21 protein-coding genes are annotated in these 23,252 nt (G+C 57.1%); 14 read left to right on the plus strand and 7 right to left on the minus strand.

The genetic code is table 11. The annotated features are described in order from the left end of the window. Nucleotides 1–29: 29 nt before the first annotated feature. The 4 genes from HZS80_RS04900 to lptF form a co-directional block, all read right to left on the minus strand. Entirely contained in the window at nucleotides 30–236 is a 207-nt protein-coding gene (locus tag HZS80_RS04900) for a (2Fe-2S)-binding protein (RefSeq protein WP_035564686.1), read from the minus strand. 169 nt (nucleotides 237–405) lie between these two features. Beyond that, nucleotides 406–879 carry an RDD family protein gene (locus HZS80_RS04905; RefSeq protein WP_035564688.1) on the minus strand — a complete coding sequence of 158 codons (474 nt, stop codon included), beginning with the start codon at nucleotides 877–879 and terminating at the stop codon, nucleotides 406–408. A gap of 85 nt (nucleotides 880–964) precedes the next feature. After that, nucleotides 965–2,029: an LPS export ABC transporter permease LptG gene (gene lptG, locus HZS80_RS04910; protein ID WP_035564690.1), complete on the minus strand. Its 1,065-nt coding sequence runs from the start codon at nucleotides 2,027–2,029 to the stop codon at nucleotides 965–967. Continuing rightward, nucleotides 2,029–3,108: an LPS export ABC transporter permease LptF gene (gene lptF / locus HZS80_RS04915; RefSeq protein ID WP_179915324.1), complete on the minus strand. Its 1,080-nt coding sequence runs from the start codon at nucleotides 3,106–3,108 to the stop codon at nucleotides 2,029–2,031. Before lptF ends, lptG begins: the two co-directional genes overlap by 1 nt. A 146-nt stretch (nucleotides 3,109–3,254) precedes the next feature. Here lptF and HZS80_RS04920 point away from each other — a divergent pair, with 146 nt between their 5' ends. The 12 genes from HZS80_RS04920 (at nucleotide 3,255) to HZS80_RS04975 (ending at nucleotide 19,176) form a co-directional block, all read left to right on the plus strand. Then, entirely contained in the window at nucleotides 3,255–4,775 is a 1,521-nt protein-coding gene (locus HZS80_RS04920; RefSeq protein ID WP_179915325.1) for a leucyl aminopeptidase, read from the plus strand. 166 nt (nucleotides 4,776–4,941) lie between these two features. Then, a complete protein-coding gene (locus tag HZS80_RS04925; protein ID WP_035564695.1) occupies nucleotides 4,942–6,063 on the plus strand; it encodes a branched-chain amino acid aminotransferase in 1,122 nt (373 codons plus the stop codon). A 100-nt stretch (nucleotides 6,064–6,163) separates the two neighbouring features. Further along, nucleotides 6,164–6,595, plus strand: coding sequence for a DNA polymerase III subunit chi (locus tag HZS80_RS04930; protein WP_179915326.1), 432 nt, complete (start codon nucleotides 6,164–6,166; stop codon nucleotides 6,593–6,595). A 41-nt stretch (nucleotides 6,596–6,636) separates the two neighbouring features. Continuing rightward, nucleotides 6,637–7,848 carry an MFS transporter gene (locus HZS80_RS04935; protein ID WP_035564698.1) on the plus strand — a complete coding sequence of 404 codons (1,212 nt, stop codon included), beginning with the start codon at nucleotides 6,637–6,639 and terminating at the stop codon, nucleotides 7,846–7,848. A 104-nt stretch (nucleotides 7,849–7,952) separates the two neighbouring features. After that, a complete protein-coding gene (locus HZS80_RS04940; RefSeq protein ID WP_179915327.1) occupies nucleotides 7,953–10,799 on the plus strand; it encodes a valine--tRNA ligase in 2,847 nt (948 codons plus the stop codon). A 232-nt stretch (nucleotides 10,800–11,031) separates the two neighbouring features. Beyond that, on the plus strand, nucleotides 11,032–12,075 hold the full coding sequence (locus HZS80_RS04945) for an aminoglycoside phosphotransferase family protein (RefSeq protein ID WP_179915328.1): 1,044 nt from the start codon (nucleotides 11,032–11,034) through the stop codon (nucleotides 12,073–12,075). Between the two features lie 30 nt (nucleotides 12,076–12,105). Further along, on the plus strand, nucleotides 12,106–13,326 hold the full coding sequence (locus HZS80_RS04950; RefSeq protein WP_179915329.1) for an ABC transporter substrate-binding protein: 1,221 nt from the start codon (nucleotides 12,106–12,108) through the stop codon (nucleotides 13,324–13,326). A 3-nt stretch (nucleotides 13,327–13,329) separates the two neighbouring features. Next, nucleotides 13,330–15,003 (plus strand): ABC transporter permease, encoded by a 1,674-nt coding sequence (locus HZS80_RS04955; protein ID WP_035564706.1) that lies wholly within the window; start codon nucleotides 13,330–13,332, stop codon nucleotides 15,001–15,003. 10 nt (nucleotides 15,004–15,013) lie between these two features. Beyond that, nucleotides 15,014–15,652: an ATP-binding cassette domain-containing protein gene (locus HZS80_RS04960; protein ID WP_179915330.1), complete on the plus strand. Its 639-nt coding sequence runs from the start codon at nucleotides 15,014–15,016 to the stop codon at nucleotides 15,650–15,652. Next, nucleotides 15,639–16,361 (plus strand): TIGR04283 family arsenosugar biosynthesis glycosyltransferase, encoded by a 723-nt coding sequence (locus HZS80_RS04965; protein ID WP_246361722.1) that lies wholly within the window; start codon nucleotides 15,639–15,641, stop codon nucleotides 16,359–16,361. The genes HZS80_RS04960 and HZS80_RS04965 overlap by 14 nt, the downstream gene beginning before the upstream one ends. Then, entirely contained in the window at nucleotides 16,351–16,965 is a 615-nt protein-coding gene (locus HZS80_RS04970) for a TIGR04282 family arsenosugar biosynthesis glycosyltransferase (RefSeq protein ID WP_179915332.1), read from the plus strand. Before HZS80_RS04965 ends, HZS80_RS04970 begins: the two co-directional genes overlap by 11 nt. Nucleotides 16,966–17,031: 66 nt before the next feature. Further along, nucleotides 17,032–19,176 (plus strand): FAD-dependent oxidoreductase, encoded by a 2,145-nt coding sequence (locus tag HZS80_RS04975; RefSeq protein WP_179915333.1) that lies wholly within the window; start codon nucleotides 17,032–17,034, stop codon nucleotides 19,174–19,176. On the opposite strand, the gene HZS80_RS04980 is transcribed toward HZS80_RS04975, so the two are convergent. Further along, complete coding sequence (locus HZS80_RS04980) at nucleotides 19,173–19,577, minus strand: transcriptional regulator (protein WP_179915334.1); 405 nt, start codon at nucleotides 19,575–19,577, stop codon at nucleotides 19,173–19,175. The genes HZS80_RS04975 and HZS80_RS04980 overlap by 4 nt on opposite strands. Nucleotides 19,578–19,715: 138 nt before the next feature. On the opposite strand from HZS80_RS04980, the gene HZS80_RS04985 reads away from it, so the two are divergent. Together HZS80_RS04985 and HZS80_RS04990 are read left to right on the plus strand one after the other, a co-directional pair. After that, nucleotides 19,716–21,113, plus strand: coding sequence for a GGDEF domain-containing protein (locus HZS80_RS04985; RefSeq protein WP_246361724.1), 1,398 nt, complete (start codon nucleotides 19,716–19,718; stop codon nucleotides 21,111–21,113). Nucleotides 21,114–21,153: 40 nt separating this feature from the next. Beyond that, a complete protein-coding gene (locus HZS80_RS04990; protein ID WP_035564713.1) occupies nucleotides 21,154–22,293 on the plus strand; it encodes an FAD-dependent oxidoreductase in 1,140 nt (379 codons plus the stop codon). A gap of 9 nt (nucleotides 22,294–22,302) precedes the next feature. Here the strand turns inward: HZS80_RS04990 and HZS80_RS04995 are convergent, their stop codons facing one another. Then, the gene (locus HZS80_RS04995; protein ID WP_035564714.1) at nucleotides 22,303–22,764 is read right to left on the minus strand and encodes an META domain-containing protein; all 462 of its coding nucleotides are present in this window, start codon (nucleotides 22,762–22,764) and stop codon (nucleotides 22,303–22,305) included. 37 nt (nucleotides 22,765–22,801) lie between these two features. Then, a complete protein-coding gene (gene gloA, locus HZS80_RS05000) occupies nucleotides 22,802–23,242 on the minus strand; it encodes a lactoylglutathione lyase (RefSeq protein WP_008959851.1) in 441 nt (146 codons plus the stop codon). Between the last annotated feature and the right edge of the window lie 10 nt (nucleotides 23,243–23,252).

The following is a 23,252-nucleotide window of genomic DNA, read 5'->3' on the forward strand; positions in this document are numbered from 1 at the left end:
AACGATAACTCTAACAATAGTGATTCGCGTCACACAGCATAAGCGAGTCCCATATCGGCTTCTTGGCGCGCTTCAAACACTGCATCACGGGTAATAGATTTGGCATAGCACGCGCACTTGCCGCACTGCGTTGCGCAGCCGGTTGCTTCACGCACTTCTCGCCAGCTGCGCGCTCCGTCGCTAACGTGCTGGCGAATATGATGGTCGGTTACTCCCTTGCACACGCAAACGTACATGGCGATACCTCATAAAAGTCATGAGGTGAATGTAAATGATTCGCATAGGTCTTTTCAAGTAGAAATGACTGCTTGTTGGTATCTATTCGTCTTAAAGAACAAACAAAGTACGATAACCTATTGACTTAGCAATGTTTTCTATCTTCATAAGGCATATCGCAAGTGACCATTATTTTTTCGGCAATACCACCGTTTGCGTGTTAGAAGCAATATCCGGCCAGCTACGCCGCTGCTTATCGAACAGTACCCATAAGTAGCCCAAACCAAATGCCAGCAGCGAGAGCCACGCCACCGCGCAGCGAATGAGGCACTGCCTCAAATTCAGCGAATAGCCATCCAGTGTTTGCACCCGCAACCGCCACGCCTGCATGCCCAACGTCATTCCTCCACGCGACCAGGAAAAAACGAAAAACAGCGTGACAAAAAACAGCAGCAAGAGACGCAGGCTCCAGATATCACCGGCCGTGGTGCCAATCTCTTCTGGCTGCTGGCCAAGCACATAGCGGAAAAAAACCATATGCGCGACGGTCACGGCAATCCAGATCGCGGTGACCAAAAAGCCGTCATAGAGCATGGCACCCAGGCGGCGTCCAAGACCCGCTGGCCATACGCTGTCCAACTGAGCAAAGCGTCGTATTCGCATAGTTCCTCTTATTAGTTCTTGTTTGCCACTTGGTGGTGATGACGTCTCATTTGGGCTTAGCGAACTATGCCTACCCCTTGCGGCATTAACCATTGCGACGTAGAAAGTAGATCCCTACCCCGGCACACGCTAATGTCGGCACCAGTACGGCCCATACAGGGGAAAAACCAAAGATTGTCGAGGCGGGCGCCAGCAAATCCTGTACATACTTGAAGCTCAGCCCGGTGACCACGCCGTAAAACACGCGCGTACCCGCGGCCACGGTGCGCAGTGGGCCAAACACAAAGGAGGCGGCAATCAGCACTAGCGAGCCCATGGTGAGCGGCATCAGCATCTTCTGCCAAAAATACAGCAGCGCTTGGTCATTCTGCAGGTTCTGCTCCTCAAGGAACTGGGCATAGGCCCACAACTCGCTGGGTGCCTGGCTCTCGATATCGCGCAGCAAGCGCTCCAGTTGGGTCGGGGTAAACGCAGTGTCCCAGCCCATGCTTGCCGATTGATCCGACTCCGTGTGATCGTCGAAAATGCGCGTGGTAGCGACGTTTTCCAACCGCCACGCCTCGCCCTCCCAACGAGCACGCTGTGCGTAAGTGGCTTCGACTAGCTGGCGATCATCAAAGCGATAGCGAGTTAAATCAAGCACCACGTTATCCGCACGAATCGCCCCAAAACGGTAAACACTGTCGCCTTCGATTTGCCAGCCGCTGCGGCTGGTCAACATGGCGCCTTCACCCTGGAGTTTTTCCAAGCGCCACGCTTCGGCGTATTGCTCGGTGCGCGGGCTAACATATTCGGCAACCAGCAGCACCACGACCACCACCACCAGCACCGGCTTCATCACGCCCCACACAATGCGCGCCAGGGAGCGCCCAGCCGCACGCATAACGGTGAGCTCATTGCTGGACGCCATGCTGCCCAAACCAATCAGCGCGCCGATTAACACCGCCACCGGCGCATATTGGTAAAAGCGCCAGGGCGTACGCATTAACAGGTAAAGCAGCGCATCAAAAGCGGTATAACCCACCTGTACATCGCCTAAATCATCGATATAGGCGATAGTAATATCCAAACCCAACAGCACAAACTGAACGACGACAATGGCCGCCAACACGTTGCGGGCGATATAACGATCGAGACGGTCAAGTACCATTAGCGCATCCCCTTACGTTGCGAGCGCCACAGCATTAGCAGGCCCAACCCCAAGAACAAACCATGTACCGGCCACACACCCAGCATAATGGACCAAGTACCGCTGCCAATCGCATCGACCACCGCCAGCAGCAGGCTGAGATACGCAACATATAAAAAGACCGCGGGCAGTAGTTTGCCGAAGCGCCCCTGGCGGGGGTTGACGCGGGACAGCGGCTGAGCCATCAAAGCCAGCACAAACACCATTAAGGGTAGCCCTGCCCGCCACTGCCATTGAGCCTGGGCACGGGGGCTTGGATTATTCCATAGCGCAGCCGTGGTCGCGTACTCCAGAGAATCAAGCTCCTGCCGGTCGCGACTTAACCCCAGGCGCAGGGTATAGCGCTCAAACGTGAGCCGCTCGGCGCTCTGCTCACCTGGCGTCACCCCGTAGCGTTCACCATCATCCAGCACCAAAAATCGGCTACCGGTTTCAAGCCTCGTTTCCTGAAAACCCGATGCGGCGCGGGTCACGTAGTCGTGGGTACCTTCATCGCCCTGCTGGTTCTGCTCGTGCACCAATACATCCTGCATTTCCGTGCCATCGCTGGAAAAGCTGCCAATGTAAGCGGTACGACCACCCCCAAATTCCTGAAAGCGCCCCGGCGCCAACACAGAAACATCCAGGCGGCTACGCTGCTCTTCCAGCGCAGTTTCCGTTTGCAGCGCGCCATAGGGGGTCAGCCACAGGCTGCAGATACCTACCAGCACCGCCACCACGCTGGCGGGTAGCAGGGTCACTTTCAACAGCCGCGTAGGGCTCATTCCGCAGGCGACCATCACGGTAATTTCGCTATTCATGTAGAGCTGCCCGTAGGCCAGCAGGATGCCCAGAAAAAAAGACAGCGGTAAAATCAGTTCCATAAAGCCGGGCAGGTGAAACATCATTAGGCTGCCTAACATGGTGACCGGAATATCACCTTCCGCTGCGTCCGAAAAATAGCGGATAAAGCGGCTGCCCATAATCACCAGCAACAGGATGCCAGCGACCGCCGACATGGTGAGTAACACTTCGCGAGTTAGATATCGAAATAAAATCAACGCGCTCTCCGGCTAGTCGTGCAGGATGCCATGCAATAAGCGAATGGCTTGGGTACACTAAACAAATTATTCTCAGTCCCTTTTCACAATCAAAAGCAACGGGGCATTATCCCGAATCCCTCGCTGCTTGTCTTGTTGGAGCCGTCATGGAATTTTCCGTTCAGACTGCGAACCCGGCCAAAACCGAAACGGCCTGCCTTTTGGTACCGGTTTTCAAAGGGAGCGATCTTCTGCCCACCGTTGCCAAGCTGGACGACGCCAGCGAGCGCCTGATTGGCCAATTGCTGGAACGCGGCGACTTTGACGCCGCGCTGGGCAACGTGCAATTAGTGCCCTTTGCACCGGGCCTGGGCGCTGAGCGCATCTTGCTAGTGGGCTTGGGTGAGCGCGAAAAATGCCAGGAAGCCGCCTTCATCAAGGCCCTGGATGCGGCCATGGCAGCGTTGGTAAAACTACCTATCGATGAAGCGAGCGTGGTATTCGGCGATGTGCCACTCGCCGACCGCGACCCTGCCTGGAAAGCGCGCAAGGTGATGGAAGCAGCTGAGCGGGCCATTTATCGCTTTGATCAGTTCAAATCATCGCCCGCACCGGCCCTCAGTCTAGCCAAGCTGACGTTAATGATCAGCGATGCTGACGCTGTTTCGCAGGTTAAGCAGGGCGCCTTAATAGGCAATGCAATCGGCCAAGGCATCAACTACACGCGTACCTTAGGCAACCTGCCTGCCAATATCTGCACGCCTCGCTATTTAGCCGAGCAGGCAGAGCAGCTGGGCCGCGACTCAAAGGGCGCACTTGAGGTCGACATTCTCGATGAAGAAGCGCTGGAAGTTCTGGGTGCAGGCTCGCTGCTTTCCGTCGGTCGCGGCAGCAAGGAACCGACACGCTTGATCGTCATGAAGTACCAGGGCGCCGACAATGGTGAAGAAGCGCCCCATGTACTAATCGGCAAAGGCATTACCTTTGATACTGGCGGCATTTCGCTCAAGCCCGGCGAAGGCATGGACGAAATGAAGTTCGACATGTGCGGTGCTGCCAGCGTATTCGGCACCGTCAAAGCGGTGTTGGATATCAAGCCGAAGCTCAATCTGGTGTTTATCGTCGCCGCCGCCGAAAACATGCCCGACGGCCGCGCCACCAAGCCCGGCGATATCATCAAAACGCTAAAAGGGCTGACCGTCGAAGTGCTCAATACCGACGCCGAAGGCCGCTTGGTGCTGTGCGACGCGCTAACCTACGCCGAGCGCTTTACTCCCGCCAGCGTGGTCGATATCGCCACTCTTACTGGCGCTGTGATTGTCGGCCTAGGCCATCACGCCACCGGCCTGCTCTCCAACGACGACGACCTAGCGCTGGATTTGCTGGATGCCGGCGAAGGGGCATGGGATCGCGCCTGGCACCTGCCGCTGTGGGATGAATACCAAGAGCAGTTAGACTCCAACTTTGCCGATCTGGCTAATATTGGCGGCCGCCCCGCGGGTACGATTACCGCCGCGTGTTTTTTATCACGCTTCGCCGATCACTTCCCCTGGGCGCACCTGGATATCGCGGGCACTGCTTGGCACTCAGGCAAGCAAAAAGGCGCCACCGGCCGGCCGGTTGGGCTATTAACCCAGTACCTGTTGGACCGTGAAACCGATGCCCAAGTAGAAAACAGCGACGGCTAATATCATCACTCGGCACCACGATCCCTCGTTCAACGGTTGCCTTTCAGCGCGGCAACCGTTAAACCTGAATACATGAGCGTGCACCCTGTCCTTGGACACACGCCGTACTTACATACACTGCTTACTTTTGCCCTTCGGGGTCTGGCTCTAGCGGAGACGACACGCCGTGCCCACAGCTTCAAATAACCAGTCAGAATCGCGTTTTGAAATACTGCCGTCCAACCAGCCGACGGCCGATGAGATCCGTGAAAACATCCTTAAAAACCCCGGTTTTGGTCGCTACTTTACCGACCACATGGCCCATATTCGTTGGACCGTGGACGCCGACTGGCACGGCCATCAGGTGCGCCCTTACGGCCCGCTAACCCTCGACCCGGCTGCCTCTGTACTGCATTACGGCCAGGAGATTTTTGAGGGCATCAAAGCCTATCGCCACGCCGACGGCTCAATCTGGACATTCCGCCCTGAGAAAAACGCCGAGCGCTTCCGCCGCAGCGCCCGCCGCTTGGCGCTGCCGGAACTGTCCGATGAGGATTTCATCGGCTCGCTGAAAGCGCTGCTCGCCCAGGATCAGGCTTGGGTACCTACGCCTGCCAGCGCCTCTGATGAGTGCAGCCTCTACCTGCGCCCGTTTATGATCGCTTCTGAAGCATTTCTTGGCGTACGCCCCTCACAGGAAGTCGATTACTACGTGATCGCCTCCCCCGCCGCGGCGTACTTTAAAGGCGGTATTGCCCCGGTGTCGATCTGGCTCTCCTCGAACTACAAGCGTGCAGCCCCCGGTGGCACCGGCTTTGCCAAGTGTGGCGGCAACTACGCCGCTTCATTGGCCGCGCAAAAAGAAGCCGAAGCCCACCAGTGTGGTCAGGTCGCGTTTCTCGATGCGGCTGAAAACAAGTGGGTGGAAGAGCTGGGTGGCATGAACCTGTTCTTCGTCTTCAAAGACGGCCGTTTGGTGACCCCGCGTCTGACCGACACCATTCTCGAAGGCGTGACGCGCAACTCCGTACTCACACTGGCCAAAGATGAAGGTCTAACGCCAGAAGAGCGCGCTATCAGCATTGACGAGTGGCGCGAAGGGGCGGCATCTGGTGAGATCACCGAAGTGTTTGCCTGCGGTACCGCCGCGGTCATCACTCCGGTAGGTGAACTGGTCACTGAAAACGAGCGTATCAAGCTCACCGCGGGCGGCAATAATGAAATCGCCATGCGCATCCGTACCAAACTGCTCGACCTGCAGTACGGCCGCAGTGAAGATAAGTACGGCTGGCTAACCCAGCTGGTTTAAGCGGGTTTAAAACCCACGCTTCACCGTTCAACGCCGCCGCAACGTTTGCGGCGGCGCTGTTTGTAAGTAGTACATTTATCTGCAATCGCTGGAGCCGCCAATGGCCCGTATTGATTTCTACATTCTGCCCGATACGACCTTGGAGGCGCGCTTGCAGTTTGCCTGCAAACTGGCCGAGACCATCTGGCGTAAAGGCTACCGCCTGCATCTACACTGCGAAGACAGAGCCCTCGCCGAGCAGGCCGATAGCGCGCTGTGGAATTTTCGTCCGGATGCCTATTTACCCCACGCCCTGGAAGATAGCGAAATGGCCGCCAGCGTACCGATCACGCTAGGCTGGCAGCAGCTGCCGGTGCCGACAGAAGAAACCGCCCTGCTTAATTTGCACCCCGATATTCCCGAAGGTGTAGAACGCTACGCGCGAATCGCCGAGATCATCAATCAGCACCAACAAGTGCTGGTCGCCAAACGCACCTGCTGGCAGCGCTATAAAGAAATGGGCCATGAGGTCGTGCCGCATAAGCTCGGTTAACTAATCTTTTAACAACAATAACTCAACGCACGAGAGCGCCCATGCAGTTTCACACCTTTTTAGCCCGCACTCCCCTGGCCGTTATCGTCATCGCCCAACTGTTCGGCACTTCGCTATGGTTTAGCGTTAATGGCGTTGGTCTGGCGCTGCAGGAGGCCGTGGGCCTTAGTGAAAGCGATTTGGGTCTGCTCACTATCGCCGTTCAGGCCGGGTTTATTAGCGGCACGCTGCTGATCGCCACCACCGGCCTTGCTGACCGAATTCGTGCCAGCCACCTGTTTGCGTTTTCTGCCGTTCTTGGCGCACTGATCAACGCCGCTTTTATCGGCGTGGCCGAGAGCGTCACGCTGGCAGCCGTGGCGCGCTTTGCAACAGGGCTTTGCCTGGCCGGTATCTATCCGCTGGGTATGAAACTGGTGGTGAGCTGGACTCCCAGCCACGCCGGGGCAGCGCTGGGTTGGCTGGTGGGCATGCTGACCTTGGGCATTGCTTCCCCACACCTGCTACGCGGGTTAACGCTGCACCTGCCCTGGCAGTGGCCGCTGCTGTTGGCCTCATTGTTGGCGCTGGTCGCCGCGCTGTTGATTTTCAGACTGGGCGTAGGCCCACACCTCCCGGCCACCGCCAAAAGCGGGCGCCCTTGGGCAGGGCTGGCCGCGTTTAAACAGCCGCGTTTTCGCGCCGCCGCGCTAGGTTATTTCGGCCATTGTTGGGAGCTGTATGCGCTATGGGCGCTGGTGCCGTTTCTGGTCGCTAGGGAATTGGAACGTCTTGGCGCTGCCAACGGCGCCCAGCCATGGCTAAGCTTTGCCGTGATTGCGTTGGGCTTGCCCGGCTGCGTACTCGCGGGCAAATGGAGCCGTCACATTGGCAGCGACCGCGTGGCCTGCGTGGCGTTGGCTGTCTCGGGCACGTTGTGTTTGGTTTATCCGCTTTTGGGCAGCGCATCGCCCTGGCTGTTGCTAGCGCTTCTCGGCGTATGGGGCGTTAGCGTGATTGCCGATTCTGCTCAGTTTTCAGCGCTTGCATCGGCCACCGCCCCAGTCGAGCGACTGGGGGCAGCGCTGGCGATGATGAACGCTATCGGCTTTGGGCTCACCATTCCTTCGATTGCGCTGGTTACCGCGCTGTGGTCGAGCCAGTCGCTGGCGGTGATCTGGTGGCTAGTGCCAGGTCCTATCCTGGGGCTCATCGCCATGCGCGGGTTTTCTTCGCATCAGCACCTTGTAAAGACGGTGCGCGGCAACCGTTAACATTAACAACGAGCGTGAGTAGCACCTGACGACCCCGGCACTCACGCTGTATACTCTCGCGCTATACAATTTCACATTTTTTGCCAGCCGTGAGCCGACTCTCCATGGAAAAGACCTACCAACCCGAACAGATCGAAACCCGCTGGTACGAACGCTGGGAGGCCGACAACCGTTTCGCCCCTTCCGGCCAGGGCGAGCCCTTTTCGATCATGATTCCACCGCCCAACGTGACCGGCAGCCTGCACATGGGTCACGCGTTTCAGGACACCATTATGGATACCCTGACGCGCTGGAAACGGATGCAGGGCAACAATACCCTGTGGCAGGTAGGCACCGACCATGCGGGTATCGCCACGCAAATGCTGGTCGAGCGTAAAATAGCGGCTGAAGAGGGCAAGACCCGCCACGATCTTGGCCGCGATGCGTTTATCGACAAGGTGTGGGAGTGGAAAGAAGAGTCTGGGGGCCATATCACCCGCCAGCTGCGCCGCATGGGCGCCAGCGTGGATTGGAGCCGCGAGCGCTTCACCATGGACGACGGCTTCTATAAAGCGGTGCAGGAAGTGTTCGTGCGCCTGCACGAAGAAAAGCTGGTCTACCGCGGCAAGCGGTTGGTCAACTGGGATCCTACCCTGCATACCGCCATTTCTGATTTGGAAGTGGAAAACAAAGAGCAGCAAGGCAGCTTCTGGCACTTCCGCTACCCGCTAGCGGATGGAGTTAAAACCGCTGACGGTAAGGATTACGTAGTGGTCGCCACCACCCGCCCGGAAACGCTACTGGGCGACACCGGTGTGGCGGTCAACCCGGAAGATGAGCGCTACGCCTCACTGGTCGGCAAGTTTATCGAGCTGCCACTGGTAGGCCGCCGTATTCCGGTGGTGGCGGATGAGCATGCCGATATGGAGAAAGGCTCCGGCTGCGTCAAGATCACCCCGGCTCACGACTTCAACGACTACGCGGTCGGCAAGCGTCAGAATCATCTGCTGATCAACGTCTTCTCCAAAGATGCGACGATCCTTGAGCAAGCTGAGATCTTTGACCTAAAAGGCCAGCCCCAGCCCGACGAAGACGCCACGCTGCCCGCCAAGTACGCTGGGCTTGACCGCTTTGAAGCGCGCAAGCAGATCGTTGCTGATATGGAGGCGCTGGGCCTGCTGGAGCAAGTCGAAGCCGTTAACAACACCCTGCCCTATGGTGATCGCTCTGGCGATGTCATTGAGCCGTTGCTAACCGACCAGTGGTTTGTGGCGGTGGAAAGCCTCGCCAAGCCCGCCATCGAAGCGGTGGAAAACGGCGATATCCAGTTCGTGCCTAAAAACTACGAAAACATGTACTTCGCCTGGATGCGTGACCTGCAAGATTGGTGTATTTCCCGCCAGCTGTGGTGGGGCCACCGCATTCCCGCCTGGTACGACGCGGAAGGCAATGTTTACGTTGCCCGTAGCGAAGAAGAAGCCCGCGAGAAGCATGCACTCGAACCCGATGTCGTGCTGACGCAGGATGAAGACGTACTCGATACGTGGTTTAGTTCGGGATTATGGACCTTCGGTACTCTCGGTTGGCCGGAAAAAACCCCAGAGCTTGAGACCTTCCATCCCTCTAGTGTGCTGGTCACTGGCTTTGACATCATCTTTTTCTGGGTAGCCCGGATGATCATGATGACCCTGAAGTTCACCAAAGAGGTGCCATTTAAGACGGTTTATGTGCACGGTTTGGTACGCGACGGCCAGGGCCAGAAGATGTCCAAATCCAAGGGCAACGTGCTCGACCCCATCGACCTGATCGACGGCATCACGCTGGATGAGCTACTCGAAAAGCGCACCGGCAATATGATGCAACCCAAACAGGCCAAGGCGATTGCCAAAGCCACCAAGGATGAGTTCAAAGACGGCATCGAAGCCCATGGCACCGATGCGCTGCGCTTTACGTTCCTCTCCCAGGCCACCACCGGGCGCGATATCAAGTTTGATATGAACCGCTTGGATGGCTACCGCAATTTCTGCAACAAACTGTGGAATGCCTCACGCTACGTGCTGATGAACGCCGAAGGCGAAGATTGCGGTACGAGCGGAGAGGAAGTTGAGCTTTCCCTCGCCGACCGCTGGATCATCTCGCAGCTACAGAAAACCGAAGCCCAGGTCACCAAGGCGCTGGACGAGTACCGCTTTGACCACGCCGCCCAAGCGCTGTATGAATTCATCTGGAACGAGTACTGCGACTGGTATTTGGAACTATCCAAGCCCGTACTGTGGGACGAAAATGCGACGGCCGAAGCCAAGCGCGGCACTCGCCGCACGTTGGTGCGCGTACTCGAAGCTATCCTGCGCTTGGCCCATCCGATGATGCCCTATATCACCGAAGAGATCTGGCAACGCGTCTCGCCGCTGGCAGGTGTGTTTATGGGTGACGACGCATCGATCATGCTGCAAGCTTGGCCAGAAGCCGATGAGAGTAAAATCGACGAACAGGCCAGCCTGGATATTGAGTGGCTCAAAGGCGTCATTATCGCCGTGCGTAACATCCGCGCCGAAATGAACATCGCCCCTGGCAAACCCCTCGACGTGCTGCTGACCAAAGGCAAGCCCGAAGATGCCGAGCGCCTGGAAAGCAACCGCCACTTCCTTTCCAAGCTCGCCAAGCTGGAAAGCGTGACATGGCTCGACAACCCTGATGATGCCCCGCTCTCAGCCACGCAGTTGGTAGGTGATATGGAAGTATTGGTGCCGATGGCGGATCTCATCGACAGAGATGCCGAAATCGCTCGCCTCAGTAAAGAGATCGAGAAACAGGACAAACTGATCGGCGGCATCGAGAAGAAGCTTGGCAACGACGGCTTTATCGCCAAAGCCCCCGTCGCCGTGGTGGATAAAGAGCGAGGCAAGCTGGACGAGTTCCAAGCCACCAAGCAGCTGCTGGAAGAGCAAAAGGCGAAGATTGAGGCTTTATAAAGTTGGTTAGTAACAATAGCTGAAACAAAAACGGCACCGTCAGGGTGCCGTTTTTGTTTGGGAACGCTCTGTTGACTTTGTCAGACCACTTCAAAGTTTAGAGTGAGTTAATACAAAGCTTTTCCTCCTCCTTACACCACACCTAATCACATTTTCTTACGAAACGTGTAAGGTTGGTACAAGAACAGCCACCAAGTGGCATCGCTGATTCAGCAACAATACGGACTGCTCTATGCCGACACCAACTGTGGCGCGATTAGAGGCGCTGGCGACCGAACTTGAGCGGGCCGGGATTGCGTACCGCGAGCTTTCGCCAATGGCGGATACCGGGCTAGCTCATGACCATGTATGGGTGCATCGCAACGATGGCGATGATTGGGTGGCGCGGCTACCGAAACAGAGCCAGATGAACCTGCCGCCGGAAGCGAACCTTGCCTATCAGGCCGCCTGTTATCAGCGCTCTAGCCCTGGCGGACACACGCCTGTGCTGTATGACACCCTGCCGCCAGGCGAATCGCTGCCTCGTGGCGGGTTGTTGGTTGAGGCGATCCGCGGCCGTCTGGCCAGCCTGCCGGAAGACCTGCCTGCCATTGCAGATGCTCTTGCCAGCCTGCACCGTCAACCGCTGCCCGCTCTCGCGGCACGGGCGCCACTGCTCGCTCCTAAAAATCCGTGGCAGGCGATGGTGGATGAAGTGCGCCAGCAGGCTAACTGGCTAGGCGATGCGCAGCTTTCGAGTAAAGTGACCCAGCGGATTAAGCAGGAACTGGACTTACTTCCGCCCCGCCTAAACGATGAAACCGCGACGCTGATTAGCTTTGACACCCACCCTGGCAACTTCTTAATCCGCGACGATGGCCGCGCGGTGTTGGTGGATTTAGAGAAGTGTCGCTACGGCCTGCCGGGCATTGATCTCGCCCACACCAGCCTCTACACCTCCACTACCTGGGATGTAAACAGCCAAGCGGTGCTATCGCTGAATGACGTGATTAATTTTTACCGCCGCTGGCAAGCAGCCATGAGTGAATCACCCGATACCGACTCCCTGGTCGCCTGCCGTCGCGCTACCTGGCTGTGGTCATTAACCTGGTGCGCGAAATGGCGCGCCCAGCACCTAAACGCTAAAGATGCCCAGCAACGGGGAGAAGACTGGTCGGCAGAACTCACCGACCCTGCCGTGATTGACCACGTGCGTGACCGCGTTGAGCACTACCTCTCGCTGCCGATTATTGATCACGTCCATAGCGAGCTGCAGTGCTTGCAAGCTTCCCTATAACGTTTGTGCTTCCTACCCAAGAGATATGCGATGCCGATTAACCGTCACCCTATACGCTTCACGATCGCCACCACGCTGTTAGGCCTTGCGCTTCCTGCCATGGCCAACCCTGATCCGGACGACTGGCAAAGCGTCGTGGCACAAGCCGAAGGCCAAACCGTTTACTGGAATGCCTGGGGGGGTGATACGCGCACCAACCGTTATATTGACTGGGTGGCGGAGCAAATGCAGGCCCAGTACGGCGTCGATGTGGAGCACGTTAAGCTGGACGATACCGGCAGCGCGGTGGCGCGGGTGCTAGGCGAAAAGCAGGCAGGTAACCACGACGAGGGCAGTATTGATCTGATTTGGATCAACGGCGAGAACTTCGCAGCCATGCGCGACAACGATCTGCTGTTCGGCCCCTTCGCCGAGGCGCTGCCCCATTTTGCGCTCACCAACGCCGACGAAAACCCCGAGGTTGTCACCGACTTCACACTGCCTACCGAAGGCTACGAGTCGCCCTGGGGAAAAGCGCAAATCACCTTCTATTACGACAGCGCCCAAACCGAGACTCCCCCCAAGGATATACAGTCGCTACTCGCCTGGGCTCGAGCCAACCCGGGCCAGTTTAGTTATCCACGTATTCCCGACTTCACCGGGAGCACCTTTTTGAAACAAGCACTGATCGAGCTTACCGAGCAGGATGAGGCGCTTTACCAGCCGCTCTCAGAGAGCGATTTCGAGACCGTGACAGAACCGCTGTGGACCTATTTAGATGCGCTGCACCCGCACCTATGGCGCAGCGGGCGCAGCTTTCCCGACTCCGGCCCCCACTTGCGTACATTGATGAGCGATGGTGAGCTAAGTCTAGCGTTTTCTTTCTACCCCACTGATGCTGCCGTGGCGGTCATGGAGTATGAATTACCCGATAGCGTGCGCAGCTATGTGCTGGAAGGCGGCACCCTGGGTAACGTCCACTTTGTGGCAATTCCCTATAACTCACCGCATAAAGCTGGGGCCATGGTGCTCGCCAACTATCTACTTTCAACGGAAGCCCAGGCCGAAAAACAGTCGTTAGCGATGTGGGGCGACCACAGCGTGCTGGATATCAACCAGCTAGACACTGACGCCCAAGCGCTGTTTGAGCAGGGAGATCGTCACCCTTCAGAACTACCCGCGGACGCGCTGTCTAACACCCTACCCGAACCGCACCCCAGCTGGATGACCGCCCTGCAAGATGCCTGGCTTGAGCGTTACGGCGTTAACTAGACCATGCTGCGACTGGCCCCGGCGCTCATCATTGCCCTGCTAGTACTGCCGGTAGCCGCAGGGCTACTGATGGTGCTGCTGCCAGCATTTGGCTACTTGCCCGCGCTAGGCGGACATGGCGGTAGTTTAGCCCCCTGGCAGATGCTGTTCGCCCAGCCGGGGCTTTGGCGTTCGGTGGCGGTGAGCTTTACCAGCGGGTTAGTCAGCGCAGCCATAGCGCTGGTTATTGTGGTGCTGTTTTTGGCCGCCAGCCGGGGCACATGGCTAGACCGCAGCATTCGGCGGCTGGTTTCGCCTCTACTCGCCATCCCCCATGCCGCTATCGCGTTTGGATTTGCCTTTCTGATTGCCCCTTCGGGCTTGTTGGCGCGGCTCATATCGCCATCGCTAACCGGCTGGGAGCGCCCGCCGGATGCGCTGATCATCAACGATCCTTGGGGGCTTTCCCTGATCGCGGGGCTGGTGCTAAAAGAAGTGCCGTTCCTACTGCTAATGAGCCTGGCAGCGCTGCCGCAGCTAGTGCCTGAAAAGCGCTTAATGCTGGCGCGATCACTGGGCTATTCACCTACCATTGCGTGGTTAAAAACCGTGCTGCCTTCGCTCTACCCGCTGATTCGCCTGCCCGTGTATGCGGTGATCGCCTACGCCACCTCGGTCGTCGATATGGCGCTGATTCTCGGCCCGACCTTGCCTCCCACGCTGAGCGTGTCTATCTTGCGCTGGTTCAACGACCCCGATATTAGCCACCGCTTTATGGCCTCGGCGGCGGCAGTACTACAACTGGGGGTCACCATCGCCGCGCTGCTCTGCTGGTGGCTACTGGAACAACTGACCCGCCTGCTGGCGCGAGGCTGGCTGACCAATGGCAGCCGCCAGCGAGGTGAAATCGCCCTGCGCGTAGTGGGCCGCTCGGCGTTACTATTTGCAAGTATCACGGCGCTGGCGGCCTTGGTCGGGTTGGGGCTATTTTCGCTGGCCGGTTTTTGGCGTTTTCCTGAGCTGTTACCGCAGATGCTAACGCTGGATCACTGGCAACGCAGCGGCCCTATGCTGGTCACACCGCTTGTCAATACCGCGCTGATTGGGCTGATTTCAACGACGCTGGCCACGGCGCTGGTGTTAACGACGCTGGAAAACGAGCATCGCCAGCACATTCAACCGAGGCGCGCACTATGGCTGCTCTATCTACCGCTACTGGTGCCGCAAATTGCCTTTCTGTTTGGTCTGATTGTGGCAGCGGAGAGTTTGGGCGTTCGCCCCCAACTAGGCTTGGTGATCGCAGGTCACCTGCTGTTTGTGCTGCCTTATGTCTATCTATCATTAGCCGAGGCGTATCGTCGCCTGGATCCACGCTGGCTACAGGTAGCGCGCTCCCTGGGTGTGTCACGCAGTGCTGCATTTTGGAAAGTGCGCCTCCCGCTACTATTAGCGCCGCTATTAACGGCCTTTGCGGTGGGCCTGGCGGTAAGTATTGGCCAATACTTACCCACCCAACTGCTGGGAGCCGGGCGTGTCACTACGGTAACGACCGAGGCGGTGGCGCTTGCCGCAGGCAGTAACCGACGCTTAATCGGCGTTTGGGCATTAGTGCAGGCGGGCCTGCCACTGATCGGCTTTATGCTTGCTCTGGGGCTGCCCCGCTTATTGGGCTCCCACCGCCGTGAACTGGCTACCTAAGAGGGACATTGTGACAGTTTATTTCAGCGCGTCGCTGCGCCTTGAGCAGATTAGCATCGCCCTTGCGGGCCGCGAGTTACTGGCAGTGGATGCCACCATAGTCCCTGGCGAGGTGCTCACCGTAATGGGTCCATCGGGCTCAGGAAAATCGACCCTGCTGGCGTATATTGCGGGCTTTATTACTCGAGATTTTAGCGCCAGTGGCGGCGTATGGCTGGGCGAGCAAGACCTGCTAAGCCTCCCCGCTGAAAAGCGCGGCATCGGGCTTTTGTTTCAGGATCCGCTGCTGTTTCCGCACCTAAGCGTGGGCGGCAATTTGCGTTTTGGGCTACCTCGCCATATTCAAGATAAACACCAACAGGTCACCCAAGCGCTTAAACAAGTGGGGCTGGCAGGCTTTGAAGCGCGCGGCCCCGCCACCCTTTCTGGCGGCCAGCAGGCTCGCGTGGCATTGATGCGCCTGCTGCTCTCCAAGCCGCGCGCCGTGCTGCTGGACGAGCCGTTTTCCAAGCTGGATACGGCACTGCGCCAGGAAATGCGCACCCTCGTGTTTAACCAACTGCGCGACGCAGGCCTGCCTGCACTGCTGGTCACCCACGACCTCGCAGATGCCAAGGCAGCAGGAGGGCCTGTGCTTGAACTCGGTTGAAAACTCGATTGAAAAGGCACCTCAACTCAGCATCGTGATACCGGTACTTAACGAGGCAGCCGGTATTGAGGCAACACTGTTGCCGCTACAGTTACTACGCGCTCAGCGCCTTTCGGCACTGGTCGAAGTCATTGTGGTCGATGGCGGCAGTGGCGACAGCAGCGTTCGCATCGCCACACCCCTGGCTGACCGCGTGCTCGGCAGCTCATCCGGCCGAGGTGAACAAATGAACCTGGGCGCGCAGCATGCCCGAGCGCCTGCGCTGCTGTTTCTGCATGCGGATACTCAACTGCCCGATGGTGCCGTTGAACAGATAACACGGGGGCTTAACCGCCACGCCTGGGGGCGCTTTGCTATTCAGCTTTCAGGCCGCAGCCGCTGGCTGCCCGTGGTGAGCTGGATGATGAATCAGCGCTCGCGACTGACCGGGATGGCCACCGGCGACCAGGGAATCTTTGTCCGCACCAGCGCCTTCAGGGCCGTCGGTGGTTTTCCCGAACAGCCACTGATGGAAGATATTGAACTGTCTAAACGGCTTAAACAGGTATCGCGCCCCGCCTGCCTAACGGCGAAAGTGATAAGCTCGGGCAGGCGCTGGGATGAGTTCGGCGCTTGGAAAACCATCCGCCTGATGTGGCGACTGCGCTATCGCTACTGGCGCGGCGTGAGCGCAACCCAACTCGCCAAGGAGTATCGCGATGCCCGCTGAAACGCCCCACCTGCACCTGCTCGCCAAAGCACCGCTGGCGGGGCAGGCCAAAACGCGCTTGGCCCCCCTGCTAGGTTTAGAAGGGGCTGCCTGTGCCCACGCGGAGCTGGTTCGTCACTGCGCCGCCAGCGCTTGCAAAGCGCTGCCTGCTGAAAACGTCACGCTATGGACGGCGCTGGATCACGTACACCCGCTGTTTATCGAGCTTCGCGAAGCCTTTGGTGTGGCGCTAAGCGCTCAACCAGAGGGTGATTTAGGCGCAAGGGTTCGCTATGCCCTGAACAGTACGCCAGGGCCCGCCATGCTGATGGGCAGTGACTGCCCAAGCATCACCAGCACACTGATCACTGCCTGCGCGCAGCAACTGGCCCGTTTTGATGTGGTGCTGTTACCCGCCGAAGATGGCGGCTACGGCCTTGTGGGCACCCGGCAAGACTATCCCGCACTGTTTGAAGACATTCCATGGGGTACTAAAAGCGTACTGAGCATCACTAAACAGCGCATTAGACAACTGGGGCTGAGCGCCGCCTACCCCGAAACCATTTGGGATGTGGATCGCCCAGAAGACTGGCAGCGCTGGAAAAGTGCTCCCATATCAGTGTAAGGAAACGGGCGACCCTTTCACAAAGTCACCACCAATACTGACCTTATTAGCGCTGGAGCTTTTATTGTGACCCGACAACGTTTGATGATTACAGCGCTACTGATCACTGCCATTGGCGTGTTTTTCCTCAGCGGCGCCCACCAATGGTTCACCCTGGAAACCCTAAAGACGTACCAAAGCGACTTTCAAGCAGCGTTTAACCAATACCCGTGGCAGGTGGCGGGCGCCTTCTTTGCCGTTTATGTCGTGATGACGGCCCTTTCACTGCCTGGAGCCACGCTATTAACCCTGCTAGGTGGAGCTCTGTTTGGGCTTGGCTGGGGGCTGTTGATTATCTCCTTCGCCAGCACCATGGGCGCCACCCTGGCCTTTTTACTCTCGCGCTGTCTATTCCGTAACCCTATCGAAAAGCGATTTCCCCGCCAGTTCGCAGCCGTGAATCGCGGTGTTGAGCGGGACGGTGCCCTTTACCTATTCACCCTGCGTTTGGTGCCGGTGTTTCCATTTTTCATGATCAATCTGGTCATGGGCCTGACGCGGATCAAGACCGTCACCTTTTACTGGGTAAGCCAGGTCGCCATGCTGCCCGGTACCGCTATTTATGTGAATGCGGGTGGGCAGTTGGGTGACTTGGAGAGTTTGGGAGGCATCCTCTCACCCACGCTTATCGCCTCGTTTTTGCTGCTGGCCATCTTCCCCTGGATCGCCCGGCGCATTGTGCTGCTGGTGCAACAGCGCAAGACATATAAAGGTTTTACCCGACCCGCCCACTTTGACTACGACCTTGTGGTCATTGGGGGCGGTTCGGCGGGGCTGGTCACCAGCTATATCGCCAGTGCCGTAAAAGCCAAGGTGGCGCTGGTGGAAAAACATAAAATGGGCGGCGACTGTCTGAACACCGGCTGCGTGCCCTCCAAAGCGTTGATTCGCGCTGCCCGTGCCGCCCATGAAATACGAACTGCCCACCGCTTCGGGGTGACCGCCAGCGAGCCAGAGATCGACTTTGCCAAGGTAATGGGCCACGTCAAACAGGCGATTAGCGATATCGAACCCCACGACAGCGTGGAGCGCTATAGTGGCTTGGGCGTTGAGGTCTACCAGGAGCACGCTAAACTCACTTCGCCATGGGAAGTTCAGGTCGGCGATAAAACCCTGACCGTCCGCCATATTGTGCTGGCAACCGGCGCACGGCCCCGGGTGCCCTCGCTGCCAGGTATGGAGAGCGCCCCTGTTTTAACGTCCGAAAACCTCTGGTCGCTGACCGAGCTGCCCAAACACTTAGTGGTACTGGGTGGCGGGGCCATTGGCTGTGAGCTGAGTCAGAGCTTCGCCCGTTTGGGCAGTCAGGTTACGCTGGTGGAAGGGCTTTCCCAACTACTGAATCGTGAGGATCAAGAGGTTAGTGAGCTGGCTGAAAGCACTTTGGCTGACGAAGGTGTGATGGTAATGACCGACGCCACAGCGCTGGAAGTTCTTAACGAGGATGGCGGCTATCAGCTAGCGGTGGAGCAACATGGCGAGCGCAAATTACTCTCCTTTGACTATTTGCTGGTGAGCGTGGGTCGCCAGGCCAATATTGAGGGCTTAGGGCTAGAAGCGCTGGGGATCACGACCACCCAAGCAGGCACTCTTGAACTTAACGAGCGACTGCAAACCCGCCTACCCAATATCTGGGCCTGTGGTGATTTAGCCGGGCCTTATCAGCTTACCCACGCTGCCGCGCACCAGGCGTGGCATGCGGCAGTCAATGCCCTGTTCGGCGAACTGAAAAGCTTCTCAGTGGACTACCGCTATATGCCTGCAGTCACCTATATGCAGCCGGAAGTCGCCAGAGTTGGGCTGAATGAAAAGGAGGCCAAAGCACAAGGTATTGCCTTTGAGATCACCCGCTACGCCATGAGCGAAAGTGACCGCGCCATTGCCGAAGGTGCGACCCATGGCTTTATCAAGGTACTTACCGTGCCTGGCAAAGACAAAATCCTGGGCGCCACTATCGTTGCCGAAAACGCTGGCGAGTGGCTAGGCGAATTGACCATCGCCATGAAGCACGGCTTGGGCCTCAACAAGCTGTTGGGCACCATTCACCCCTACCCAACACTGTGCGAAGCGGCCAAGGCCACGGCGGGCGTATGGAAAAACGCTCATAAGCCCGAGCGGGTACTGGCACTATTGAAGCGCTACTTCAATTGGCGGCGCGGTGATAAAGTTTAACAGCCGTCTTTCGGTGGATGTGCTTTAGCAAATGTTTCGATGATGTCGCGCACGACCTTTTTCTGCGCGGCAGGCAGCCCCCGATACAGTAAAAGAACCTGCCACTCGTCACTTGAAGATGAAACCTCCCAGGTTGGCGTTGGCTCACTGACACTATTATAAGCGCTGTCGCCATAACGCAATTGGTGCGGATCCACTAGCAGCCAGCGTGCTAATACCTGAAGCTTGTCCTGACTGGGGATTGAGTCACCTCGTAACCACCGCCTTACGGCCTGAAATGTAATCGGCTTTCCCCAGTAGCGCAGGTTAAATTCCCGCTCAAGCACCGATGGTCGCGCTTCGTAGCCGGCTGCTTCGAGTGCTGACTTCAGACGCTCAGCGAACATGATTTTTTCATTCATGCCGCCAATGTGAAGCGATTGTTCAATAATAGTTGAATAACAGTTCACCTTTTGATTGAATCATTAATTCAATTTCGAGTTTTCGCTTAGGCGAGTTGCTATGCTAAGCGCTGAGATGCGGCGCTTGAGGAGTCATTCATGATGAGTGGCACACTATCTCTATCGGTGCAAAATCTCGACAACCTGTGCCAAAAGCTGGCGCTACTATGCGACTTGGCAACGCCTCTGGAGCTTTTTGAACTGCTGGCCAAAACGCTCCACGCGCTTACCCAGGGTCAACCCGTGGTACTTTATCGCCGCTTAAGTACAGGCGACCTCCGTTTGGCATACTGCTATCCGCTGGAAAGTACGCTGACCTCCCATCACGAGTTGCTCGCTATTCGTTGTGACGACGACCTGGCGACCTCAAACCTGCAACTTTATGAGCTACAGGGCGAACAGGAGGTGTGGGGGTATATTGGACATCCGCCTACGGTTCATCCCGGGCTTGGCAAGTGGATCCAGCTACTTGTCGACATTGCATCCCAACGCTTACGCCTGTTAAAAGCAGAGCGCATAGCTGCTCGCCACTCTGGTTTAAAGTCTCGCCGCAGATTGCTGTCCAGAGATATTAAACGACTCACCTCCATCGATGATATTTTGCAGCATCATGGCGCCAGCTGGTGCGATATATTTCAGGCCGAAGGCATTGCGCTGGCCTATCAGGGCGATCTTCACTGCTTTGGCGAGTGCCCCACCAAGCACCAGCTGTTTCATCAATTACAGCAGTTGAATCAGCAAAACACCCATGACGAAATTATCGAGCTGAATAGCAACTGCCAAGACGGCTTGGCTGCCCCTCTTAGTGTCGCGAATGCTCCCCTAGGCTGGTTGCTACTGTTTCGCCAACAATCGCTCATCACTGCACGGGTAGCGGATACAAAGCTCCAAGACGCCTTGAGCTATTGGATGCCTCTGGAAGCTTCCATGATCATCGAGTTGGCTGACGATATAGCAGTGGCCATAACGGCTCTGGAGGTCGCTCGCCTCAACCGCCAGTTAACCAAGACCAATCAGCGCCTTGAGGGCTTGGCCCACACCGATCCCTTAACGAAATGCTGGAACCGCTACTACACCGAATTGGTGATCGAGGATTTGATCCACTCCTCTGTCAGTTTCGCCATGTTGATGTTTGATATTGATGATTTTAAAAATATTAACGATACCTATGGTCACGCCATCGGGGATGATATCTTGTGTGATATAGCGCAGTTAGTGCAGGAGACGCTGAGAGCTAATGACCACCTTGGTCGCTGGGGAGGCGAAGAGTTCGTCATCATATCCAAGGAGCTTGATCAAGACGCCAGCTTGAAGCTGGCTAACCGGCTCTGCCGCAGCGTGGAGCAGCACACCTTCTCCATCGCCGACCATTTAACGGTGAGTATCGGCCTGACTCTATTACAGCCCGGCGACCAGCCTCGACAGCTGTTTGAACGGGCAGATCAAGGCATGTATCTGGCCAAAATGGCAGGTAAAAACCAAGTTTTTGTCTGCTAAACATCCCATAGCTCCTTGCTTCTCTATAGGCGTATAGGCGATGCCCATGCCGCAATTATTACTGATTGGTGCGGGCCATGCCCACGCCTTTGTGCTCGAAGCCTTTGCCCAACAGCCCGCTTCAGATATTGCCATTACTGTCGTGAGTGATAGCCCCTTAGCCGCTTACTCCGGCAGTGTACCCGCATGGCTAGCGGGAGAGTGCACGCTGCGCGAGACGCAAATCGACGTGGCAGCGTTATGCCAACGGACCAACGCTCGACTGATTCTTTCCCCAGCGAGTAGCATCAATACCCAGGCGCGTTACGTAGCGCTGGCGAATGGCGAGCGCGTTAATTTTGATGTGGTCTCCTTCAATATCGGCTCGACCCTGGCGCGCCCCCAGCAGCATGGGGAGAACCTCCCCAAGCTACTCGCCATGCGACCACTAAGCAGCCTACACCAGCGCTGGCAAGTAGTGAAAAATGAGCTTAGCCACTTGCCCAGCGGCGGTGTCCAACGAGTTCTAGGCGTTGGGGGCGGTGCGGCAGGCTGCGAAACATTGATGAGTGTACTGACCCAGCTGCGCAAGCAGCGCCCGGATATTGATTGGGAGGGGCACTTACTCACTGCCGCTGATGCACTCTTGCCCGAGGCCGGGCGCTTGCCACGCTGGCTTACCCGACGCGCGCTCTCAAAGGCAGGCATTACCGTTCACGTTGAGCAACGCGGCGAAACCTTGGTGGAAGGCGGGGTAACCACCCAGGACGGTACTCGCATTGATGCGGACATTGTGCTCTGGGCAACCGGGGCTATCGGCCACTCTTGGCTTGCAAACACCTCGCTGCCACTGGATAAACACAACTTTATTCAGGTAGAAAACACGTTGGAAGTCACCGGCCAGCCGACTATTTTTGCCGCGGGCGACTGTGCAGCATTGACCCCAGCGCTACCCAATGCGGGTGTATATGCAGTGCGTATGGGCCCCCACTTAGCAGACAACCTCCGCCGTGCCTGCCATAACGAACCGTTACTCCCCTGGCAGCCACCCGAACGGGTGTTGGCACTGATTGGCACTGGCGACGGCCGCGCCATTGCCAGCCGCGGTGGCTTTGGGGTATCCGGCAAGTGGGTATGGCAATGGAAAAAGCGGATTGATGCGCGCTTTATCGCCCGCTTCAATCCGCCTGTTGAGAACTAACCGACTGTATTAGTTGCCTTCGCGCCAGCCGCCTAGCACGCGACTATCAGGGCCAAAGAAGACCAACCGATCATGGTCAATCAAATACCGATAGGCAGTTTCCAACATATCCGTGACCCGTTTGGCATCGGCCATTTGCGGGCACGCCATACGGGTGGTGGCCAGTTGGCTAAACTCTATACGCTGATTCTCACCCAGGGTTACTTCACCACTAAAGCGGTTACAGCCGTCATGGCCGCTGACTTTCCCATTATTTGCAATGCTGAAAAAAGGCGTTTCCGGCATGGAGATACGCTCATCGGTGCCTACCAGCAATAAATTCCAACGCTGATCGACGATCGCGCCAGAAAGCGAGGAGCCACTCTGCCCTGGTTGCGGCGCAGTGCTTGGCCCTGGCGCACTGCTACAGGCGCTTAAAAGGAGCACAGTGGAGGCGAGCAGTGGCAATAAACGCCAACCTTTCATGGTCATGGTGAATCGTCCTTGTTTGATAGTCTTTCAGGAATAATTACCAGCTACCGGTATTTTCCATCGACGCCCAGGGTTCTTGCGGCTCGAGTGCATCGCCTTTTTGCAGCAGTTCAACCGAGATACCGTCTGGTGATTTTACAAACGCCATGTGGCCATCGCGAGGCGGACGGTTGATGGTTACACCGTTGTCTTGAAGCTTTTGGCAAAGTGCATAAATATCGTCGACGCGGTAAGCCAAGTGGCCGAAGTTGCGCCCGCCCGTATACTCTTCAGGATCCCAGTTGTAGGTCAGCTCTAGCTCAGGAGCGGTGAGACGCGCCGAGCGCGCTTCATCAAAGGAGGCGGCAAGGAACACCAGCGTAAAGCGGCCCTTCTCGTTTTCTTTACGGCGGACTTCTTTAAGGCCCAGCAGATCGCAGTAAAAACGTAGCGAAGCATCTAGGTCACTCACACGTACCATGGTATGTAGGTATTGCATATCGACTCCT

Source organism: Vreelandella glaciei (assembly GCF_013415125.1).
In the GTDB taxonomy this organism is placed as follows: domain Bacteria; phylum Pseudomonadota; class Gammaproteobacteria; order Pseudomonadales; family Halomonadaceae; genus Vreelandella; species Vreelandella glaciei.